This window comes from Jiulongibacter sp. NS-SX5 (genome assembly GCF_052828545.1).
On sequence record NZ_CM128248.1, the window covers coordinates 437,005 to 455,294 of the forward strand.

General features: G+C 39.3%; 20 protein-coding genes. 8 read left to right on the forward strand and 12 right to left on the reverse strand.

Annotated features, from left to right (window positions below):
- The first annotated feature begins 73 nt into the window (after nt 1-73).
- Entirely contained in the window at nt 74-976 is a 903-nt protein-coding gene (locus ACUXV0_RS01820) for a sugar transferase (protein ID WP_446191349.1), read from the forward strand.
- Here the strand turns inward: ACUXV0_RS01820 and ACUXV0_RS01825 are convergent, their stop codons facing one another.
- The 12 genes from ACUXV0_RS01825 to ACUXV0_RS01880 form a co-directional block, all read right to left on the reverse strand.
- Nucleotides 977-1,249 carry a TIGR03643 family protein gene (locus ACUXV0_RS01825; protein ID WP_446191350.1) on the reverse strand — a complete coding sequence of 91 codons (273 nt, stop codon included), beginning with the start codon at nt 1,247-1,249 and terminating at the stop codon, nt 977-979. It lies immediately after the preceding gene.
- Nucleotides 1,240-2,724 (reverse strand): FAD-binding domain-containing protein, encoded by a 1,485-nt coding sequence (locus ACUXV0_RS01830; RefSeq protein ID WP_446191351.1) that lies wholly within the window; start codon nt 2,722-2,724, stop codon nt 1,240-1,242. Before ACUXV0_RS01830 ends, ACUXV0_RS01825 begins: the two co-directional genes overlap by 10 nt.
- Entirely contained in the window at nt 2,714-4,243 is a 1,530-nt protein-coding gene (locus ACUXV0_RS01835; protein ID WP_446191352.1) for a cryptochrome/photolyase family protein, read from the reverse strand. Before ACUXV0_RS01835 ends, ACUXV0_RS01830 begins: the two co-directional genes overlap by 11 nt.
- The gene (locus ACUXV0_RS01840; protein ID WP_446191353.1) at nt 4,230-4,376 is read right to left on the reverse strand and encodes a DUF2256 domain-containing protein; all 147 of its coding nucleotides are present in this window, start codon (nt 4,374-4,376) and stop codon (nt 4,230-4,232) included. Before ACUXV0_RS01840 ends, ACUXV0_RS01835 begins: the two co-directional genes overlap by 14 nt.
- The gene (locus ACUXV0_RS01845; RefSeq protein ID WP_446191354.1) at nt 4,376-5,008 is read right to left on the reverse strand and encodes a flavin reductase family protein; all 633 of its coding nucleotides are present in this window, start codon (nt 5,006-5,008) and stop codon (nt 4,376-4,378) included. Before ACUXV0_RS01845 ends, ACUXV0_RS01840 begins: the two co-directional genes overlap by 1 nt.
- The gene (locus ACUXV0_RS01850; protein WP_446191355.1) at nt 5,008-6,315 is read right to left on the reverse strand and encodes an ABC1 kinase family protein; all 1,308 of its coding nucleotides are present in this window, start codon (nt 6,313-6,315) and stop codon (nt 5,008-5,010) included. The genes ACUXV0_RS01845 and ACUXV0_RS01850 overlap by 1 nt, the downstream gene beginning before the upstream one ends.
- A gap of 3 nt (nt 6,316-6,318) precedes the next feature.
- Nucleotides 6,319-6,957: a TetR family transcriptional regulator C-terminal domain-containing protein gene (locus ACUXV0_RS01855; RefSeq protein WP_446191356.1), complete on the reverse strand. Its 639-nt coding sequence runs from the start codon at nt 6,955-6,957 to the stop codon at nt 6,319-6,321.
- Nucleotides 6,958-7,018: 61 nt separating this feature from the next.
- Nucleotides 7,019-8,317: a hypothetical protein gene (locus ACUXV0_RS01860; RefSeq protein WP_446191357.1), complete on the reverse strand. Its 1,299-nt coding sequence runs from the start codon at nt 8,315-8,317 to the stop codon at nt 7,019-7,021.
- Between the two features lie 31 nt (nt 8,318-8,348).
- Entirely contained in the window at nt 8,349-9,119 is a 771-nt protein-coding gene (locus ACUXV0_RS01865; RefSeq protein WP_446191358.1) for a 3-ketoacyl-ACP reductase, read from the reverse strand.
- 2 nt (nt 9,120-9,121) lie between these two features.
- Entirely contained in the window at nt 9,122-10,567 is a 1,446-nt protein-coding gene (locus tag ACUXV0_RS01870) for an oxidoreductase (protein ID WP_446191359.1), read from the reverse strand.
- A complete protein-coding gene (locus tag ACUXV0_RS01875; protein ID WP_446191360.1) occupies nt 10,564-11,937 on the reverse strand; it encodes a glycosyl hydrolase in 1,374 nt (457 codons plus the stop codon). The genes ACUXV0_RS01870 and ACUXV0_RS01875 overlap by 4 nt, the downstream gene beginning before the upstream one ends.
- Nucleotides 11,938-12,053: 116 nt before the next feature.
- Nucleotides 12,054-12,560, reverse strand: coding sequence for a RidA family protein (locus ACUXV0_RS01880; protein ID WP_446191361.1), 507 nt, complete (start codon nt 12,558-12,560; stop codon nt 12,054-12,056).
- Nucleotides 12,561-12,671: 111 nt separating this feature from the next.
- Between ACUXV0_RS01880 and ACUXV0_RS01885 the strand changes: the two genes are divergently transcribed.
- The 7 genes from ACUXV0_RS01885 (at nt 12,672) to ACUXV0_RS01915 (ending at nt 18,270) form a co-directional block, all read left to right on the forward strand.
- Nucleotides 12,672-13,817, forward strand: a complete 1,146-nt coding sequence (locus ACUXV0_RS01885; protein WP_446191362.1) for an FAD-dependent oxidoreductase — start codon at nt 12,672-12,674, stop codon at nt 13,815-13,817.
- Nucleotides 13,818-14,033: 216 nt separating this feature from the next.
- Nucleotides 14,034-14,726, forward strand: a complete 693-nt coding sequence (locus ACUXV0_RS01890; protein WP_446191363.1) for a Crp/Fnr family transcriptional regulator — start codon at nt 14,034-14,036, stop codon at nt 14,724-14,726.
- 66 nt (nt 14,727-14,792) lie between these two features.
- Nucleotides 14,793-15,479: a hypothetical protein gene (locus ACUXV0_RS01895; protein WP_446191364.1), complete on the forward strand. Its 687-nt coding sequence runs from the start codon at nt 14,793-14,795 to the stop codon at nt 15,477-15,479.
- A gap of 3 nt (nt 15,480-15,482) precedes the next feature.
- Entirely contained in the window at nt 15,483-15,989 is a 507-nt protein-coding gene (locus tag ACUXV0_RS01900; protein ID WP_446191365.1) for a DinB family protein, read from the forward strand.
- Entirely contained in the window at nt 15,977-16,693 is a 717-nt protein-coding gene (locus ACUXV0_RS01905; protein ID WP_446191366.1) for an NRDE family protein, read from the forward strand. The genes ACUXV0_RS01900 and ACUXV0_RS01905 overlap by 13 nt, the downstream gene beginning before the upstream one ends.
- Nucleotides 16,694-16,775: 82 nt before the next feature.
- Nucleotides 16,776-17,312 (forward strand): YceI family protein, encoded by a 537-nt coding sequence (locus ACUXV0_RS01910; RefSeq protein WP_446191367.1) that lies wholly within the window; start codon nt 16,776-16,778, stop codon nt 17,310-17,312.
- A gap of 1 nt (nt 17,313) precedes the next feature.
- On the forward strand, nt 17,314-18,270 hold the full coding sequence (locus ACUXV0_RS01915) for an ATP-grasp domain-containing protein (protein WP_446191368.1): 957 nt from the start codon (nt 17,314-17,316) through the stop codon (nt 18,268-18,270).
- The last annotated feature ends 20 nt before the right edge of the window (nt 18,271-18,290 follow it).

The following is an 18,290-nucleotide window of genomic DNA, read 5'->3' on the forward strand; positions in this document are numbered from 1 at the left end:
GGCCCATTACATTGGGTATTTTTCTGTTAATTTGGATGTAAATAAACATCTGCAAATAATAAAAAAAACTTCATTGAAATCACCGATAGCTCTTTTTTGTTTTAATAGGCCAGATCATCTTGAGAAAACTATAATTTCACTTAAAAAAAATGATCTTGTAGCCGAAAGTGAGCTATTTATTTTCTCAGATGGGCCAAGGGAAGGCAATAGTAATGATGCTGAGAAGGTTTCTGAAGTAAGAGAGCAAATCAGTAAAGTATCTGGTTTTAAAAGGGTTCAAGTTTTCGAAAGTCCCGTAAATAAAGGACTGGCATCCTCAGTTATTGAGGGGGTTTCATTGATTCTAAGATCTCATAAAAGTGTTATTGTTCTGGAAGATGACATACTGGTCACTCGCGATTTTTTAAAATTTATGAATGAGTCTTTTGAGGCTTATAAGAGTAGAAAAGACATACTATCTGTTTCAGGATATTCACTTGGATTGGAGGATGTGCAGGGTGCAGAAGAACTTAATATGGTTAAACGAGCATCCTCCTGGGGGTGGGGTACGTGGAAAGACAAATGGTTTGGAGTTGATTGGGAATTGAAATCTTACAACAGTTTTATTTCTGATAAGAACGAAATTTATAAATTTCTGGATGGTGGGCGTGATCTGATGCCCATGCTTATGAAGCAAAGAAAAGGATTGATAGACTCCTGGGCTGTAAGATGGAGTTATCATCATTATTTACTGGATGGATATTGTGTGGTTCCCAAATATTCAAAAGTACGCAACATAGGAACAGATGGAAGCGGAACAAACTTTAACTTTATTCGAACCACCCGCTATGATACGAATTTGCATGAAGAGCATATTCTTAAATTTGATGTAGATCTCAAACCAAATAAATTCGTTACGAATTATATCAGAAATCGATTTTCGCCCAGCCTTTTAAGACGCGTTATTAATTATTTCAAATTTGGAATATGGGTATAACTACCTCTTACTAATCTTATTGCCGGTAATGTCTCGTTGGGCTGAGCTTTTGAAGCGTGGGTTTTGACGAGCTGATTGGGCGAGGTGTTTCGTTTTACGACCGCTGACTCTCTTTCTCCACATCTTGAAGCTGGTAGGCTTCATTTCTTTACGCATGAGTTTAATGACTTCTTTTTCGGGTATACCAAATTGAGCTTCTATGGCATCAAATGGAGTGCGGTCCTCCCAGGCCATTTCTATAATTCTGTCGGTATCTCTTTCGTTTAATCCCATATTTGTCTGCCAGGTATAGTATGTTTCTCCAAAATACGTTTTGACTCCTTTTTAGTGGATTTCTTCGATTTCATGCCCCAAAGCTTGGTGCTAGCTTCTTTTCTGTTCACTTTTTGGTCAATGATTGGAAATGGATAATCTTTTCCTAATTCAAAACCAATGGACATTTGCTCTAATTGGGTTATTTTTGACGGTTCGTGTATGTTCTGCAACGGTATATTTTTAAGCTCCGGAACCCACTTTCTAATAAATTCGCCTTCTGGATCATGCTTTTCTCCGTTTAATGTTGGGTTATAAATTCTGATGGTATTGATGCCCGTCTCACCGGTTTGCATTTGTATTTGAGGGAAATGAATACCGGGTTCGAAATCCAAAAATAAGGTTGCCAAATGTTCAGTAGCTTCTTGCCAGGGCTGCCATAGTAAATGGGTGAAAAAACTGACGACCAATGCTCGCATCCTGAAATTGAGATACCCTGTATGTATCAGGCACCGCATACAGGCATCTATCAGAGGAAAACCCGTTTGACCAGTTTTCCATGCATCAATAAAGTCTTGATTTATCGGTTTCTCTAAAGACCAATAAGCTTTATTGACAGATCTAAATTCCATCCCGCATTCCATCTCAAACTTTTGAATGAAATGAGCTTGCCAGCGAAGTCTGGAAGTAAATGCATTCAAGTCTCTTTTCTTACCTCCATTCTCCGCTAATTGTTTGGCTTCTTGCCAGACTTCCCTAATGCTTAGATTTCCCCATGCCAGATAAGGAGAGAGTCTTGAGCAACTTTTACGTGAGTATTCGGGCTTGGAAATGTTTTTATTGTAGCTTATGTATCGTTCTGCAAAGAAACTTTTAAGGTACTTCTTAGCCGTAAGTCTTCCACCTTTTTGTAAATGTAAAGGAGCTATATGTTCGTTTAGCTCAAATATGTCTGGTACGTTTAATAGCTTTCCTCTGATTTCCTCTGAAAGTAAATTCTCATTTTGAAATGAGTAGGTAAATATAGGAGACTTCATGTAGCCATACCATTCCTTTCGCCAATCTTTTCTGTTGGAAAGACCTCGGAAAACGCCATTATTAACGTTCTCGTGCCAGACTATTCCTTTGTTCTTAAAAAAAGGAACTAACATTTTATCTCGTTCGAAAGTCAAGCCAATGCCAGTTTCCTGATGTGAAAAAACAGAATTGATTTTGAAGCTTTTATTCAAAGTTTCGAAAGTGTCTATAGCTTCACTTTTATAAATGTAAAGCTCTGAACCTAGACTTTGAAGTTGTTTCTGCAGGTCTATCAATGATTCCCTAACGAAGTTCCAATGTCTGAAGCTGTAATGCGGATCTCTGATTAAGGATGGCTCAAATATATAAATGAAAACAACGGGTAGTTTCTCTTTTAAAGCCAGATGGACAGCCTCATTATCTTCAAGTCTCAGGTCTCTCTTAAACCAAACGATATTTATGTCTGGCTTAATACTCATCCGGATTTGCAATGATTTTTGTTGCCCTCTCTTTGATGGATTTTAGCTCCTTATTATCAATTTTTTTGAGCATTGAAAGCATCATTCCCATCCTTGGGTTATTCTCGAAATAGGCTTTTTTCTCATCCAGGAAATTCCAATAGAGGCTATTAAATGGGCATGCTTTATCATCCACTTTTTTCTTGCGATCATAATAGCAAGAATCACAGTAATTGCTCATTTTATGGATATAAGAGCCGCTGGAAACATACGGCTTAGTGGCTAGTTTACCGGCATCTGCCCATTGACTCATCCCACGTGTATTTGGTAACTGTACCCATTCTATCGCATCTATATATATGCCTAAATACCAAGCGTCCACTTCATCGGGGTGTATTTGAGCTAGCAAAGCAAAATTGCCTGTAATCATCAATCGTTGAATATGATGGGCATAAGCATTTTTCAATGAGCTATTGATGCTGGTTTTCAGACAATTCATTTTTGTCTTGCCAGTCCAGTAGAATTCGGGAAGTTTGTTGTTGTTATCAAGGCTATTCAGATCAGCATATTCAGGCATTTCTGCCCAATAAATACCTCTCATAAACTCTCTCCATCCTATAATCTGTCTGATGAAGCCTTCTACCTGAGAAATATCGATCTCATCCTGGTGTTGAAGGTAATATCTCTCTACTTTTTCTACGACTTCTTTCGGTGAGATTAACTTCAGATTGAGGGCAAAAGAGAGACCAGAATGATAAAGCATTTCATTGTCGGTATGCATGGCATCCTGATAATCTCCGAAATGTACGAGAAGGTTTTCGCAAAAATAATTTAGTTGGTCTAGAGCTTCATCTCTGCTGATAGGAAAGGGGAAACGCTTCTTTTTTTTGCCAATAAAGCTTATTTCTTCCTTCGTGATTATTTCAAGTAAGTCTGAGATATCATGGTCAAACTCTTTGGGTGCAGGAACAAGCGTATCATTTTTCCATTTCTTTTGGTTACTCTTGTCGTAATTCCATTTTCCACCGACAGGTTCTGCGTCATGCAAAAGAATATCATGCTTCTTACGCATTGACCTGTAAAAGGATTCCATGAGATACGTTTTCTTCTTTTTGAAGAATTCTTTTACGTCCTTTCTAGAGGTATAAAAATGCTCAGTGTCAAAACACCCGTACTCTATACTCAAATCACCACAAAAGTCATTCAATTGTTGATCTAGTCGATATTCGTCAGGTAGTTGATATTCAAACTTCTGTACCTCATACTCGCTGATAAGAGATTTTAAATTCTCTGTAAGCGACTGAGTGTTTGATTTATCATCAATTTGAAGGTAGACTACTTGATGTCCCATATTCTCAAGTTTTTTCGCAAAGCTTCTCATGGCAAGAAAAAAGCCAGCTATTTTGAGAATATGGTGTTTAACATAATCTGTTTCTTGCCTAATTTCCATTAGACAATATATAGTTTTCTCATCCTTGGACTTGAACCATGAATGCTCGCTATTCAATTGATCACCAAGAATTAATCTAAGTTTTTTCATTGACTTTTGATCGTTGACCACTGCATCTTTTGCTGCAGTATTTCACCTCATCCCAATTCTTTTCCCATTTCTTTCGCCATGTAAATGGTCTGTGACAAACCGGACAAATTTTACTGGGTAGATGTGCTTTCATCAAAGTTCTTTTACCATCTCAAAAGGTCTGGTGTAGGCAAATCGCTTTTCCTGGTTGGGTAAACAGTAAGCATCCAATCCATTAATACACGCTACCTCTCCTTTTTGAAGATTCACAAAACCGTCATCTTGAAGCAGTCCATCTTGCAGGTATATGGCTTCCACTTCTCCTATGATCATGATGGTATTATTGACTTTGATCGGGACTTCTTCTTTGAATTTCAGCATCAACTGGACCGGACTTTCTGCCACAAATGGGGCGGGCCAGTCATTTCGATAAAGTGGTGTAAGCCCTGTTCTTTCAAACTCTGAGATATCTTCAGCGTATTTTGCTGAGCAATGATGAGCCTCGGCCAAGAAATCTTTGGCAATATGATTTATAGTGTAATACTTACTTCTTTTTAAGTTTTCGTAAGTATTTCTCGGTACTGTAGGTGGTCTTAAAATAAACCCCAACAAAGCCGGATCTGAACCCAAATGTATGACAGATGAAAATGTGCCGAGGTTTTCAGTACCATTTGGTGAAAGTGTACCTATAAGATTTGCAGACTTATAACCAGACAGAGAATTAATGAGGTTGGCTCTGTAAAGTCTGGGATAGCTCAATATGTCACCTTTACTGATTTTATCCATCACATGAACTTTTGAAATGAGTTGATTTCTACTTTTGCCTTTAGCTCGTGCAAAAGGTTATACAAACCAAAAAAGGTCCTATTGATATACAAGAAGTGTTTACTTCCTCTGTTACCATTCATTTTACGGAGTTCAGTACTCTTGGCATATTTTTCTCCTAAGGCTGCTATGGCTCCAAAGAACTCTTTATCTGAAAAGTCAAATACTTCAGAATTAAAAGGTTTCGAGAATAGGCCCAGCATTTCAGAGAATAACTTGGTAAAATACTTTTGCTCCTCTGGGGAGTCATCAGATCTCAGGATTTCAAGTTCCATCAATCCCCTTTGTAATTTTTCTGGATTAGAAATATTCTCAGCTTTAGCCAACTCAAAGTACGGTTCGTAGAAGTCGTCGGGAATCTCCTTCATACAGCCAAAGTCTATGGCGATGAGCTCATCGTTTTCACTGATTAAAAAATTACCAGGATGAGGATCTGCATGAACTTTTCTTAACTGATGAATCTGAAACAAATAGAAGTCCCATAGCGTCTGACCTACTTTGTCTGCAGCTTCCTGTGAAGAGTTAGTCTTTGTCCATTCGCTTAGATGCACGCCGTCCATCCAGTCCATGGTGAGAATTCTGTCCGTTGAAAACTCAGCATAGTAAGCTGGGAATTTCAGGTTAGGAATAGCAGAACAAGCATTTGAGATCTCTTTACTCTGTTTCAGCTCCAGCTGATAGTCTGTTTCTTCTTTTAGTTTTATTTCAACCTCTTTGAAATACTTATCGCTGTCTGCACCCTGCAGGTTAAACATCCTTACGGCAATCGGCTTGACAATTGCGAGATCGGATGAAATACTCTCTGCTACACCAGGGTATTGAATCTTAACTGCCAACTTTTTTCCGTTTTTAACCGCTCGGTGAACCTGACCAATACTGGCCGCATTCACAGAATTACTTGTAAATTCATCAAACAGTTCATCTGGTCTTTTTCCAAAGTACTTTTTGAATGTCTTTATCACTAAAGGTGCAGAAAGAGGAGGAACAGAAAACTGGGAAAGGGAAAACTTCTCGACGTATGCATTTGGAAGAAGGTTTTTTTCCATGCTCAACATTTGAGCAGCTTTAAGAGCGGAGCCCTTCAAACTTTTCAGTCCGTCGTATATGTCTTCGGCATTTGATTCATTCAAATGTTCCTTGGCCGTATCCGGACTTACGATTTTTTCACCGTAATACTTTAAGTAATTTCCTCCGACTTTTACACCGGTTTTCACCAGTTTAGCAGCCCTGCTTATTTTGCCGGTAGGTATGCTATCAATGGTATTCATATATTATGCTGTGGCCTCTTTGAAAAGAAATTTACCTAGATCTAACACTGATTTAATTGGTGTATTTTCAACCAAATCGAAAGTCGCCTTTATCGCTTTCTCTATGAAAATATCAGTTTTCTCAAAGCCAGCAGACTCGTCATTTACCCAAAATCTCATAACAATTAGCAATTGAGCCCAAGCTGCTTCCTGAAAAGTGCCTGCCTTGAATTTCTCTAATCGTTCTGCCTCTGATTCAATATGTTTGCTGAAAATGTCTTTGGAGAAATCATTAAAGGCTTCTCTTAGTCCTTTCAATTGTTCCAGTTTATTGAATTCCTTGATGTTGGAAGGAAGTACCGCAAGCACGTAACTTCTGTTTGCTGTCAGCAATTCGAAAAACGTGTAGTAGAAACTGAGTAGTTTTTCTCTTGAATCATACGTATGGTATTCTTCATTCTTTTCAAGAAGCTCTCTCGTTTTATGAAAGAAAGTAGTGAAAACACTTTTTTTGACGGCTTCTAGAGAACCGTACTCTTGATAGAAGTCAGGCTCCTTGAAGCCATTTTCTGAACAGAACTTGTAGACATTCTCGGGTTCTTTTCCGTTTTCAAGAACCGAATGCATATATGCTTCTAAAATCGATTTTTTTTGTTTTGCCATGATATCATTAATTTCTCATGACAATAACGTTGTCTAACTTAAAAAGGTTTAAAGTTAGACGTTAATTTTCTACTAAATCGATGGGCAATACTTGTCGACTCAATAAATCTCCAAAGGCTTCCCATCTGGAGTCCTGATCTTTTGAATTAGAAGCTACATACTTATCTACCAGGTCTTTACCATAGTTATAATTAATGACATACGACCTGTATTTCTTTGTAAATGCTATTCTTTGCTCTGCTTTTTCCGGGCTATAAAAACCGTAATTAATCAGATAATCTATGCCTTCTTCTTCGGTCATCGTACCATTTAATATGCCTCTGGCTACTTCGTTTCCAGCATAGTTAAGTTCAGAAACAGCCTCCAGAGCCTTAAAATAGGCCGTTATACCTGTTGTGTCTAAGTTTGCCAGTGGTAAAAGCGTGTTTTTACAGAATGCAATTTTTTCTTGCTCCGGAAAAGCCAATTCTATTCCATAATTCGCTGAACCTTCAGCAATAAACGACTGCGGACTAAATAGCGGATAGATAGATGTTTCGATATAGCCCTTTTCATTATAGAGCTTTTGCTCCAGAAGCATATTATAGACGTGATGTCCCGGATAACTCTCATGGCTACCCACATCTATAACACGTTCAATGGAGATAGGGAAATCAGTATTCATTTGAATGAGGCTTGTGTAATTGCCCTGATACCAATTATAACCGCTCCAAGCTTTGTCACCGACATACTCCAAATTAAAACTCTCGTTTTCCGGGATGGGGTAATGTAATTTCGTTTGTCGTCTAGCTTCGGCAATAGCAGCTTGTAAGACTGTGTCCAGTCGTACTGTAGGAATGATGAACTTTTCTGATAGTTCTGCATATCTGGTTTTAAGATCTCCACTACCAGGTAAAACGTCTTCTAGCTTGGCGATGATTTCTTCAAAATGAGAGGTGTCATATGAAGGAGCCGCTACTCCAAAAAGTTTCTTAGATTCTTCATCAAAGTCTGAGGTATTACCGCTGATGATATTGAGACGCTCTTCGGTGGCTACTAATTGTGCTAGAATAAAACTTGCTCTATTGACATCCTCCTCATTTTCAGTGTTTTTAATGAAGTTCTGTAAGCTACTTTGTAAGCCTCGTACTTTATTTAGAAGTACCAACGTCGGTATTTCATCTTTTTGGGGTTCGATTGGCTTTAAACTATCAGGCCCATAATAGGCATCCACAAAGTCACCATCGTATTGGCCTATTTCCAGACAGGTTCTAACATATGAGATGGCTAAAAGATCCAGCTCATTTTGCTTAGAATTTTCCTGAGGTTCGCAAGCGATGAATAATAAAGATGGAATAAGAAGTAAGGCAAGTTTTTTCATAGGATGAATTGGTACTTGCCAAATATACGATTTACAATCGCCAAATACCCATACCGCCGTCAGGTACAATGGTCTGACCAGTGCAGTAGGGGAGACCACCAGTAGCTAAGGAAGCTACTACTTTGCCAATATCATCAGGTCTTCCCATTCGTTTTTCTAAAACCACACCATCCTGAGCCAGTTTTGTGTATTTCTCATTGACTACCGCAGTCATATCTGTTTCTATAATACCTGGCTGAACTTCATAAACCGGGATTTGATAATCGGCTAGCTTGACAGCAAAAGAAGTGCTCATGATACTCAGACTGGCTTTTGCCATGCAATATTCCACTCGCTGCGTAGAGGCTGTTCTGGCAGAAATAGAAGTGATATTGATGAGCATCCCTTCATAATCAGGATTCGCCTCTTTTTGCTTAATCATTTCTTTGGTGGCCAACTGAGCCATAAAGAAAGTGCCTTTTTGGTTTATGCTCATCATATAGTCGAAGTCCTCCTCATTTATCTCAAGCATATCTTTTCTCACCTTAGGTGCTACCCCTGCATTATTGACCATTAGGTTTAGCTGACCCAGTTCGCTCATGACTTTGTCAACTATCGATTGACGATCTTCGGCTTTGGCTATATTCCCCTGGGCATATATTACCTTGTTTCCATATTTTCTGATAGCTTCCAGAACCTCCGTGACCCCACTTTCATCCCTTACTCCATTGATGGCTAGGTCGAAACCTGCTTCGGCCAGTTTTTCTGCTATTCCTAGCCCTATTCCTCTACTTCCTCCGGTAACTAATGCAACTTTATTCATTTCTATAAACTACTTCTGATTTCTTTAACAACTTTAGCCTCAGGCATTTCTTTATAATATGGGTCAAGAGGGAAACAACCTGATATCATGGCATTTCTGGGGCCTGTGGTGCAGTCGGAGAAGGTTCTGCAAATCTTGGTTCGCTTATAAACTTCACCTTTTAAGATATCTGATGGCATTTCAGGATAGCTTAAAACCATTCTTCCAAAACCTACCATGTCTGCTTTTTTCTCTTCAAGCACTGCTTGAGCCACATTTGGCAGCCACTCCTGCAGGTAAGAGTAAGCAGAACCGATGATGACCATATCAGGAAAATGAGATTTTATTTCAGCCGTAACTTTGATTTGCCTGGCTACACCAATAAGCGGATCTTCTGGCGGCAAATAGCCATCAGAAGGAGGAAATAAAGCAGGTCTGATTATATGTGGGTTGTAATACGGACTACCGCCTGTAACGCAGATCATTTCTATACCCAATTCTTTAGCCAATTGAATAAAGGCAACAGTTTCATTCAAATCCTCAGAGAGTCCATCATTGGCTCCGCCAAAGGCATATTTATATTCACCACTTGTAGAAGGTTCACCCACTCCTTCTTCTCCTTGTTTAAAAGGCATCCAGTCGAATGCACTCAGTCTAATGCCCATTTGGAGACCCGGGGCAGCCTTTTTAATTCCCGATACGATATCTCTCAAAAAACGGGTTCTGTTCTCAAAACTACCTCCGTATTTGCCGGGGCGATCATAAGATGAAAGAAACTCGTGACCTAGGTAGCCATGGCAATGTTTAATATCCACGAAGTCAAAACCAGCTTTTTGAGCCAAAACCGCCGCTTTCACATAGTCTTGAATCAGGCCGTCGATATACTCGTCTGTGAGTATGGGGTAATCTTCTCCTAGGCCTTGCTTATCATTTAAAACCGGATGATAATAAAGAATTTTAGGCTCCATTTTTTTCTGATCAAATGGCTTACAAAAACGCCCGGAATGCGTCAACTGTAGGCCAACCACAAAATCCTCTGTATTCCCAAAAGCTGCTTCGTGCTCTCTGTAAAGCATCCTGTTTAAATCTTTGAAGTCTTTAAAGTTGGCCTCATTGATCATCAGCTGATTTGGGTTAGCTCGCCCTTCTGGATTAACAGCTACGGCCTCACAGCCAAAAAGTAGCTTGGCACCGCTGATGGCGAAATGCTTCCATCGTCTTTTGGTATGTACAGAGGGTTTTCCGTCAGTGGTGCCGTCCCAGCCTTCCATAGGAAGTATACAGAACCGGTTTCCTATCTCTGAACCAGATCTCAGATTGATTTTTTCAGCGAAAACAGATTCGTCTCCAGAGCTTACTTTAGTACTAAAGGGCATGCTGGTACCGATGTTTGCCAAATGATCGGTGAATTGTTCTTCTGTTTTTAGCTGTGCTATTCGGGTATATTTTGGTTTGTTCTTTTTGCTCATAGGTTTCTGTAGTCTTTCAGGCAGTTGAAAAATGCGTAAGCTGTCTTATTATCAGCCATGCGGCCAATTTGAATAGCCAGCTCTCTCATGTGATAATCGCCCCACATGCTGCTTTCATGGCAAGCTATTTTTTGACCAGAAGGTATATTGTCCCAGCCGTTCGGTTGGTGGTAAATGCTATGGAGTAATATACCTTGATGGCTCTCTTCAGATGAGATATAAGGTTCTTGTAAGAGCGTCTCTGCTATAGTAAGCCCGGCTTTAAGGTAAGTTTCATTCCCGGTCAGTCTACCGAAACGTATTAAGCCTTGAGCCGAAATAGCCGAGGCAGTACTGTCAATTGGTTCAAACTTATTGTATGGGTTTGACTTTTCCTTCGTGTAGTCACCCAATTTATAAAGTTGCGGAGCACCCGTATCCCAATAAGTGATGCCATCTAATGCAGAATTTTCAAGGTAAAAGTCGCAGGTTGCTTCTGCACCTTTCATTAATACCTCAATCAGTTCCGCTTTATTAATGATACCCTCAAATTCGCTTTCCGGCAGTTTTTGCATGATCTCCAGTTCTTCTGCAAAACCACATAGAGCCCAGGCTAGGCCACGTGTCCAGGTGGTGAAACCGCTAAAGCCTTGCTGAGCATTTGGAGCTCTGAAGTTCCCGTCGTTCGTATTGAAAATACACTCGTGTGCTGTTCTTCCCCAAACATCATGGCTGTCCCTTCCTTCTCCGTAATAAACATTGTATTTGGCAGTGGAAAGTATGTGTTTGATGCCGCGTTCTAGCAGATTGATACTTTGATCGTTTTCGCCTTTGAGCTGATGACCTAATAAGTGACTTAAAATCAAAATACGAACCGAACGAATAGTATCCACGAATAAGGAATGCGGTCCATTGAAGGAGTAGATATAGCCACCATCCACGGTATTAGTCCATCTGGAGGCTTGAATTGCACCGCTGTTTTTCAAAGCTAATTCATAAAAGTGTTGCTCCCAGTCGTTCTGTGGAATAAGGCCTTCTTTCATGAACCTCAGTAGATTACCGTAGGTACTGATATTATTAAAGCCATGATCATGCACACCTATATGTGTTAGGTGCGGAGCCATTTTGCTCAATGTTTTTGAGCGACCTATTTCCAGAAATTCTTCATCACCGGTAGCCTCAAACTGCAATAGGGCAGAGCCATATTGAAAGCCTTCAGTCCATTCGGTCCAGCCTCGGGAGCTGTATTTTCCATTAACGGTAAACACAGGAGCACCTTTTGAGGTGTCGTATTCATTCTCAATTGATTTTATTTTGTGACCACTGAGTAGCCAGAAGTTCTTTAAAAGACCAGATAGGTCATCGGGGGCAATGTCTTCTTTGACTTGCATTTATTTCAAGAGGGTTATGGTTGAATATATACACCTTTTGCCTGCGGCAAGAGATGATTGTATTGCAATTAAATTATTCCTCTTAAAATTCTTATCCTCTTCTGTCATTTAATAGACTAACGCGGGGATTTCGCCGCAATGACCTCAATCTCTATAAACTTATGCGGATTTACCAAGGTCGCTACCCCAACTGTAGCTCTAATAGGTTTATTTGGAGTTTCTTCTGTGCCAAAGTATTGCTTGTAGGCTTCATTCCAGCCTTTGAAATCAAATTCGCCGCTTTTAGTATCTGGTGCTACAAAAACATGCATCGAGAATACATCCTTAAAAGAGTAACCTTCTGCTTCTAATGCAGACTTTAGTCGCTCTAATACGGAAATGGCTTGTGTTTTGGTGTCACCATATTTTTCATATTCTCCGTCTTTCAGTTCAGGTTTAATAGCTAATGCAGTAAAACCGCTAGTGTAAAAATATTCTGCATTTGACGGTATCTGAGCAGTGCTTGAAATTATAGAAGCCGGATTGCCCTTCATTACGATTTCCTGAGCATAAAGTGAATTAGTGAAGACGATAAACGAAACGAATGATATGAATAATTTAAAGTAACTAATGTTAAATTTCATAATTGTAAGAAAAGTTAGAATATATAAGTAATGAAAGGCAAATAATGCCATTAATATTTTGGTATGCTATATCGAGGTCATAATTTTCTTCTATTAACTATTACTTATTGAATGAAAAGAAGAGATTTTTTCCTGAAGGCAGGAATTGCTACTGCAGTATTAGGTTCTGAAGGGCTCACTGGCTGTGTAGGTGGGCCAAAACTTTACGGTGATAAGAATTTTTACATCAATAAAGGCTTTACACCAATCCCCAAACTCAAGTTATCTTCAGATAGAATTATCAAAGAAACAGTAGGTTTGAGGCCTTTTAGAGAGTCTGGTCCAAGGGTAGAAAAAGCAGAACTTGGTAGTAAGACCATCATTCATAATTACGGGCATGGTGGCAGTGGCTGGTCTCTTTCCTGGGGTACAGGAAACCAGGCGAGAAATCTGGTGAAGACCACTCCACATAAAAAAGTGGCTCTACTTGGCTGCGGTACTGTGGGAATTGCTACCGCCACTTTGCTTCAAGAAAGTGGCTATGAAGTTACCATTTACACCAAAGATGTACCTCCTAATGTTACCTCTAACTTAGCTACCGGTACCTGGTCACCTAGCTCCAGAGTTTGTGCCAAAGATAAAGTAACACCTGAAATACAAGCCAATTGGGAAGATGCCTGTAGATTCTCTTTCAGGAGAATGCAGATGAGTTTAGGATTAAATGATATCATTGACTGGGGAGATGAATACCGTGTATTAGATAAAGCACCAAAGCAAGACGGACATTATGGATCTGAAGTCTTTCATCTGGGCCTGGCACCCGATTGGGTTCAGTTAGATAAAAAAGACCATCCATTTAAAAAGGATTATGTGATTCGCAGAAGCAATATGATCTTCAATATTCCCAGCTATCTGAATTTCCATTTAAATAACTTTATGATTAGAGGTGGAAAGGTCAAAATACACCCCATAGAATCGTTAGAGGATATAGATGCTCTGGAAGAGAAAGTGATTGTCAATTGTATGGGTTTGGGTGCCAAAGCAATATTTAATGATGAGGAACTCTACCCGATTTCTGGTCAATTGGCATGTCTGGTACCTCAAACGGAAGTGAATTATAAACTGGCTACGAACGGGGCTTATTTTATCACACGAAAAGATGGCATTTACCTCGGAGGGACTGGCAAAGTGAATAGCTGGGACACCACCCCAGACCGTCAGTCTACTGAAAAATGGGTAAGTATACTTTCAGATTTAATGAAAGAGATGAAGGGTTAACAGTACTTATTGAATTAACTTTCATAAATGATAGCCTCTGAGGAGGGTCAATAATAGGGCTCGGCTCATAAATTCCTAACTGAAGGATTTTGGGTTGAGCCTTAATCATTTTATTCTATTTGAGTTTGTGCAAACTTTTGAGTGGATCATTTTCTGCAAAAAGTACCCAAACTTTCATTTTGAGCATTTCGTATCTAGGTCAAATAAAGCCCCGATATGAACCAACCTAGTCATTATTGGTATTTACACGACCATAACCTCTTTAAAAATCTAAGCCCTCGTGATTTGGAGGAGATATGTTTCATTGCCAAATACAAAAAGGCGAAGAGAGGAGAAATCATCTTTTTCTCAGATGAAAACCAAGGGAGAATCTACACCCTTAAAAGTGGCAAAGTGAAAATTGTCAGAATCGATGAATACGGTAATGAGCAAATCAAAGACATTCTGCAGAAAGGTGATCTTTTCGGACAGCTGGTACAAGAGGAATCCAGCCATACTAATGAGTATGCTATCGTACTGACTGATCAAGTGGTTTTCTGCAGTTTCAAAGCGGCGGATTTTGAGAGGTTTATTGAAAATAAACCGGAGGTAGCCATAAAATACACCAAGTGGATGGGGCTTTGGTTTAGAAGAATGGAGAATCGCTACAGCAATATCATGTTTAAAGATGTAAGGACCCGAATGCTGCTCTTTTTGCAAGACATGGCTAGGCAAGAAGAAGAGTATAATGCCGAAGAAATCATTGAGGTTTCAAACTATTTAACCCATCAGGATATTTCAAGTCTTATCTGCTCCACCAGGCAAACTGTAACGGGTCTACTTAATCAATTAAAATCAGAGGATATCATTACTTACGACCGTAAACGTCTTAGTATAAATAAAGTAAAACTAGAACAGGCTTTTTTATAGAGTTTTGTCAGCCAACTGACACAAGCATTTTTTGACTCCTGTTTACTTTATCAAAAAAATAAAACTATGCTAAAAAACGGATTTGTCCTCTTGCTTTTACTCACTTCTTTGGGCCTGGAAGCACAACAAACGAACTTCAATTTTTCTGTAGCCGCCAGGAATGCTGTTTCTCCTTCAATAATGGTGGAAAAGATTTATGGTAAAGGTCATTTTCAATTTGGTTTTGGCCTGAGAGCTACGGGCTTTTTCTCTGGTCAAAATGAGTATCTGACTGCACCAGCCAAGCTAACATCTGGCAAGCAGAGTATCGTGGCTTTCTTTACGGAGTATAATCCTGAGAAGATAGACACTTTTTCAGTGGACCAAACTTCGGTTTTGGCTCTAAACTCTGTCATAACATTGCAGTATAAATTCAAAAAATCTGAGGTTGGTTTTAATATTGATGCCTTTGGTTTTACAGTAGGAAAAGCACAAAACGGAACTTTTAGTGCTGTGGAATCTACTGAGTTTCATCAGACCGAGCAAGAACTAAAACCTACAGCCGGTAATCTTCTGCTCATCTCTGATAGTGATATTGGTAGTCTGAATTCTGAGCTTTATTTTAGAAAATGGTTGGGAGAAAAAACTGCCATCAAGGTCGCTGCAGGCTTTCAGTTTATTGAATATAAAGCTTCACAGAAGCTGACTTATGATAATGACCGTTTCAGGTTAAAAACATTGATGCCGTCCATCGGATTCTCACGTAAATTATAATATATGCATACCCACCCTTCAAATGCCGCTTTTTGTAGTCCTCTAGACCAATTGATTTGTTTGGTAGAGCAGTTTGAGCCTCAGGAATACAGCAGACAGCTGCCTCTGCTATCTGGAGCCAGTATAGGCCAACATGTACGCCATATTTTAGAGTTTTATGTTTGCCTCTTTGAAACTTCTCCTGTCAATTACGATCAACGTAAAAGAGATTTAAAACTTGAAGTTTCACCGGCTGAGGCAGTTCAAAAGATGGAAGGCCTGATGACTCAAATAGAGGAATGTGAGATTCAAAGTGGGCTACAATTAGAGCATTTGATGGGTGATCGCATGTTCGTTTCAGAAAGTACCTTCTGTCGTGAGTTGATTTATCTTTATGAGCATAGTATCCACCATTTCGCTTTGATCAAAATCGGTATGGAAAACTACTTTGCAGATAAGGAATGTCAGAAAAATTTTGGTGTTGCAGATAGCACCATCAGGTACAGAAAAAAGCAGTCATGTGCGTATTAACTTACTTTCCTTGTGGGAATGGCGACTTCATTGTAGGGTCAAATAGAGACGAGGCAATCAATAGAGAGTCTGCTCTTTTTCCTGATCAGCTTACCAGACATAATCAGGAAATTATCTGCCCCATTGACCCGGTGGGAGGGGGCACTTGGATAGGGACTAATCAAAATCAAACTCTGGTCTTGCTAAATGGTGGTTATGAGAAACATATTCCTACAGGCAATTATCGTCAGAGTAGAGGACTCATCATTTTTGACTTTTTAAAGAAGAATGATCCGGCCGTTTTCTTTAAAACCTTTGAGTTTGAGGGAATGGAGCCGTTCACTTTGGTAAGAATTGACCATAATGCTGAAAATGCGATAACCGAGATCAGATGGGATGAGCACAAAGGGAAAGTTTTTTCTGAGATAGATCACACCCAAGCTCAAATTTGGTCTTCAGGCACACTGTATGATCAGCATGCAAGGGTAAAACGAGCAGATTGGTATTATACTCATTTAGAAAAAAATAGTCTCGAAACGACTGAAGAGCAACTTTTGAATTTTCAGTACGAAGGAGGCAAGTGTGATCCTGACGATAGTATTTGTCTGGATAGGGGTCTTATAAAGACGGTAAGTATTAGTCAGATAGTCAAGAAAGATCAGTCTGTCCGGTTCAAGTATTTTGATCTGAAGAATCAGGAAGATCGACTGGTGGAAATGATTTGAAAAATACATTCAAAAGTTTTCAGCAAGGTAATTCAGCTGACATTTCAAGCGATGAGGACTCAGTAAATTGAAATAAAAAACGATGAAAAAATTACAATTAATACTAGTTGCCTTTCTTTTGGTTAGTACCTCAATTCAAGCTCAGGAATACAAAGCTGTAAGTGGAATTGTCAACTTCAACTTAAAAATGTTGGGTGCCACAGTCAATGGCTCCTTGAAAGGAATGAAGGTGGGCCTAAAATTTGAAAATGGTGAACCGCAAAGTATTTCTGCCTCAGTGGCCTCTTCAACAATAGATACAGACAATAGTCTCAGAGATAGACACTTAAAAGAGAAGGATGAATTTTTTGAGGTAAAAAAGTATCCTAGAGTAAGTATGGCATCAGTGGGCGATATCAAAAAGCTATCTTCGAGTAGGTACGAGGCTAGCTTTAAGGTGAAGCTAAAAGACAAATCAAAATTGGTTAAAGTGCCTTTTACAATAACTGAAAATGGAAATAAACTCCTTTTTAAGGCGGATTTTACCATTGATAGAACAGATTGGGACTTTGGCGGAAACTCGCTTGGTATGGGAGATGATGTGAATATTAAAGTCAGTATGACCGCAGTTAAACAATAATATGAGCAGAAGGTTAAAGCTACTTTCTTTACAAATCAGGCATTTTGAATATTGGCCATGGAGGGTGTTTTATGCCCCTCTATTGCTTTATTATGCCTGGTTAAGTGTGAAATATAAAAGTATGTTTTTCCCGAAGCAGGTCAATTCATTCCTGCCGGATGGTGGTTTCTTTAAAGAAGACAAGGAGGCCATGCTAAGGGATATCAATGCCCAGTTCCTGCCTCAAATGGGAATTGTAAATACAGAGTCTGATTTAGACAAAATTAGCCAGCATATAGGCTTCCCCATGGTGTGCAAAACCAACAGTGGTCAAAGAGGAAATGGTGTAGAGCTGGTCAGAAATGAAATAGAATTGCAAAGATTTTACGATATATGTGAAGGAGAGTTCATTGCACAGGAATTTGTGGAATGGCCTCTTGAACTTGCTGTATTTTGTTATAAAGAGCCTGGTCAGGGACAGTTTACGGTGAGTTCAGTTACCAGGAAGAAGTTTTTATCGGTTACAGGTGATGGGATCTCTAGCATTGAAGATCTATTAAAAAGAAATGTAAGAGCCGAATTAATTCTTGAAGACCTCAAAGAGAATTCAAAAGTTGATTTGCAGCAAATTCCCGAAGCAAACATGGAAGTGCTGGTAGAGCCTATAGGAAATCACTGTCGTGGTACGGAGTTTCAAAACGTCCCGGAGGCTGATAAAGAGAAAATGGCTAAAGTCTGCTCTGAAATTCTTCGAAACAAAGAGGCTTTTTATTATGGTCGTTTTGATTTAAAAACCACGTCTCTTGAAGACTTCTATGAAGGTAAGAATATCAAGATTTTAGAATTGAATGGCATCAATGCCGATCCTGCTCACATTTTTGACCCAAACTATAAACTTTTCAATGCCTGGCGAGATGTGGGGCAGCACTGGAAAGTTGCGGCTAAAATTGCTGCTGAAAACAGGAATAAAGCCAAATAACTTTTTCTGGTTCATTTAGG

Bases quoted from the DNA above. Each gene is read 5' to 3' on its own strand.
- ACUXV0_RS01825 (WP_446191350.1), bottom strand. From the start codon at position 1,249: ATGGGATTAAACGAAAGAGATACCGACAGAATTATAGAAATGGCCTGG.
- ACUXV0_RS01830 (WP_446191351.1), bottom strand. From the start codon at position 2,724: ATGAGTATTAAGCCAGACATAAATATCGTTTGGTTTAAGAGAGACCTG.
- ACUXV0_RS01835 (WP_446191352.1), bottom strand. From the start codon at position 4,243: ATGAAAAAACTTAGATTAATTCTTGGTGATCAATTGAATAGCGAGCAT.
- ACUXV0_RS01840 (WP_446191353.1), bottom strand. From the start codon at position 4,376: ATGAAAGCACATCTACCCAGTAAAATTTGTCCGGTTTGTCACAGACCA.
- ACUXV0_RS01845 (WP_446191354.1), bottom strand. From the start codon at position 5,008: ATGGATAAAATCAGTAAAGGTGACATATTGAGCTATCCCAGACTTTAC.
- ACUXV0_RS01850 (WP_446191355.1), bottom strand. From the start codon at position 6,315: ATGAATACCATTGATAGCATACCTACCGGCAAAATAAGCAGGGCTGCT.
- ACUXV0_RS01855 (WP_446191356.1), bottom strand. From the start codon at position 6,957: ATGGCAAAACAAAAAAAATCGATTTTAGAAGCATATATGCATTCGGTT.
- ACUXV0_RS01860 (WP_446191357.1), bottom strand. From the start codon at position 8,317: ATGAAAAAACTTGCCTTACTTCTTATTCCATCTTTATTATTCATCGCT.
- ACUXV0_RS01865 (WP_446191358.1), bottom strand. From the start codon at position 9,119: ATGAATAAAGTTGCATTAGTTACCGGAGGAAGTAGAGGAATAGGGCTA.
- ACUXV0_RS01870 (WP_446191359.1), bottom strand. From the start codon at position 10,567: ATGAGCAAAAAGAACAAACCAAAATATACCCGAATAGCACAGCTAAAA.
- ACUXV0_RS01875 (WP_446191360.1), bottom strand. From the start codon at position 11,937: ATGCAAGTCAAAGAAGACATTGCCCCCGATGACCTATCTGGTCTTTTA.
- ACUXV0_RS01880 (WP_446191361.1), bottom strand. From the start codon at position 12,560: ATGAAATTTAACATTAGTTACTTTAAATTATTCATATCATTCGTTTCG.
- ACUXV0_RS01885 (WP_446191362.1), top strand. From the start codon at position 12,672: ATGAAAAGAAGAGATTTTTTCCTGAAGGCAGGAATTGCTACTGCAGTA.
- ACUXV0_RS01890 (WP_446191363.1), top strand. From the start codon at position 14,034: ATGAACCAACCTAGTCATTATTGGTATTTACACGACCATAACCTCTTT.
- ACUXV0_RS01895 (WP_446191364.1), top strand. From the start codon at position 14,793: ATGCTAAAAAACGGATTTGTCCTCTTGCTTTTACTCACTTCTTTGGGC.
- ACUXV0_RS01900 (WP_446191365.1), top strand. From the start codon at position 15,483: ATGCATACCCACCCTTCAAATGCCGCTTTTTGTAGTCCTCTAGACCAA.
- ACUXV0_RS01905 (WP_446191366.1), top strand. From the start codon at position 15,977: ATGTGCGTATTAACTTACTTTCCTTGTGGGAATGGCGACTTCATTGTA.
- ACUXV0_RS01910 (WP_446191367.1), top strand. From the start codon at position 16,776: ATGAAAAAATTACAATTAATACTAGTTGCCTTTCTTTTGGTTAGTACC.
- ACUXV0_RS01915 (WP_446191368.1), top strand. From the start codon at position 17,314: ATGAGCAGAAGGTTAAAGCTACTTTCTTTACAAATCAGGCATTTTGAA.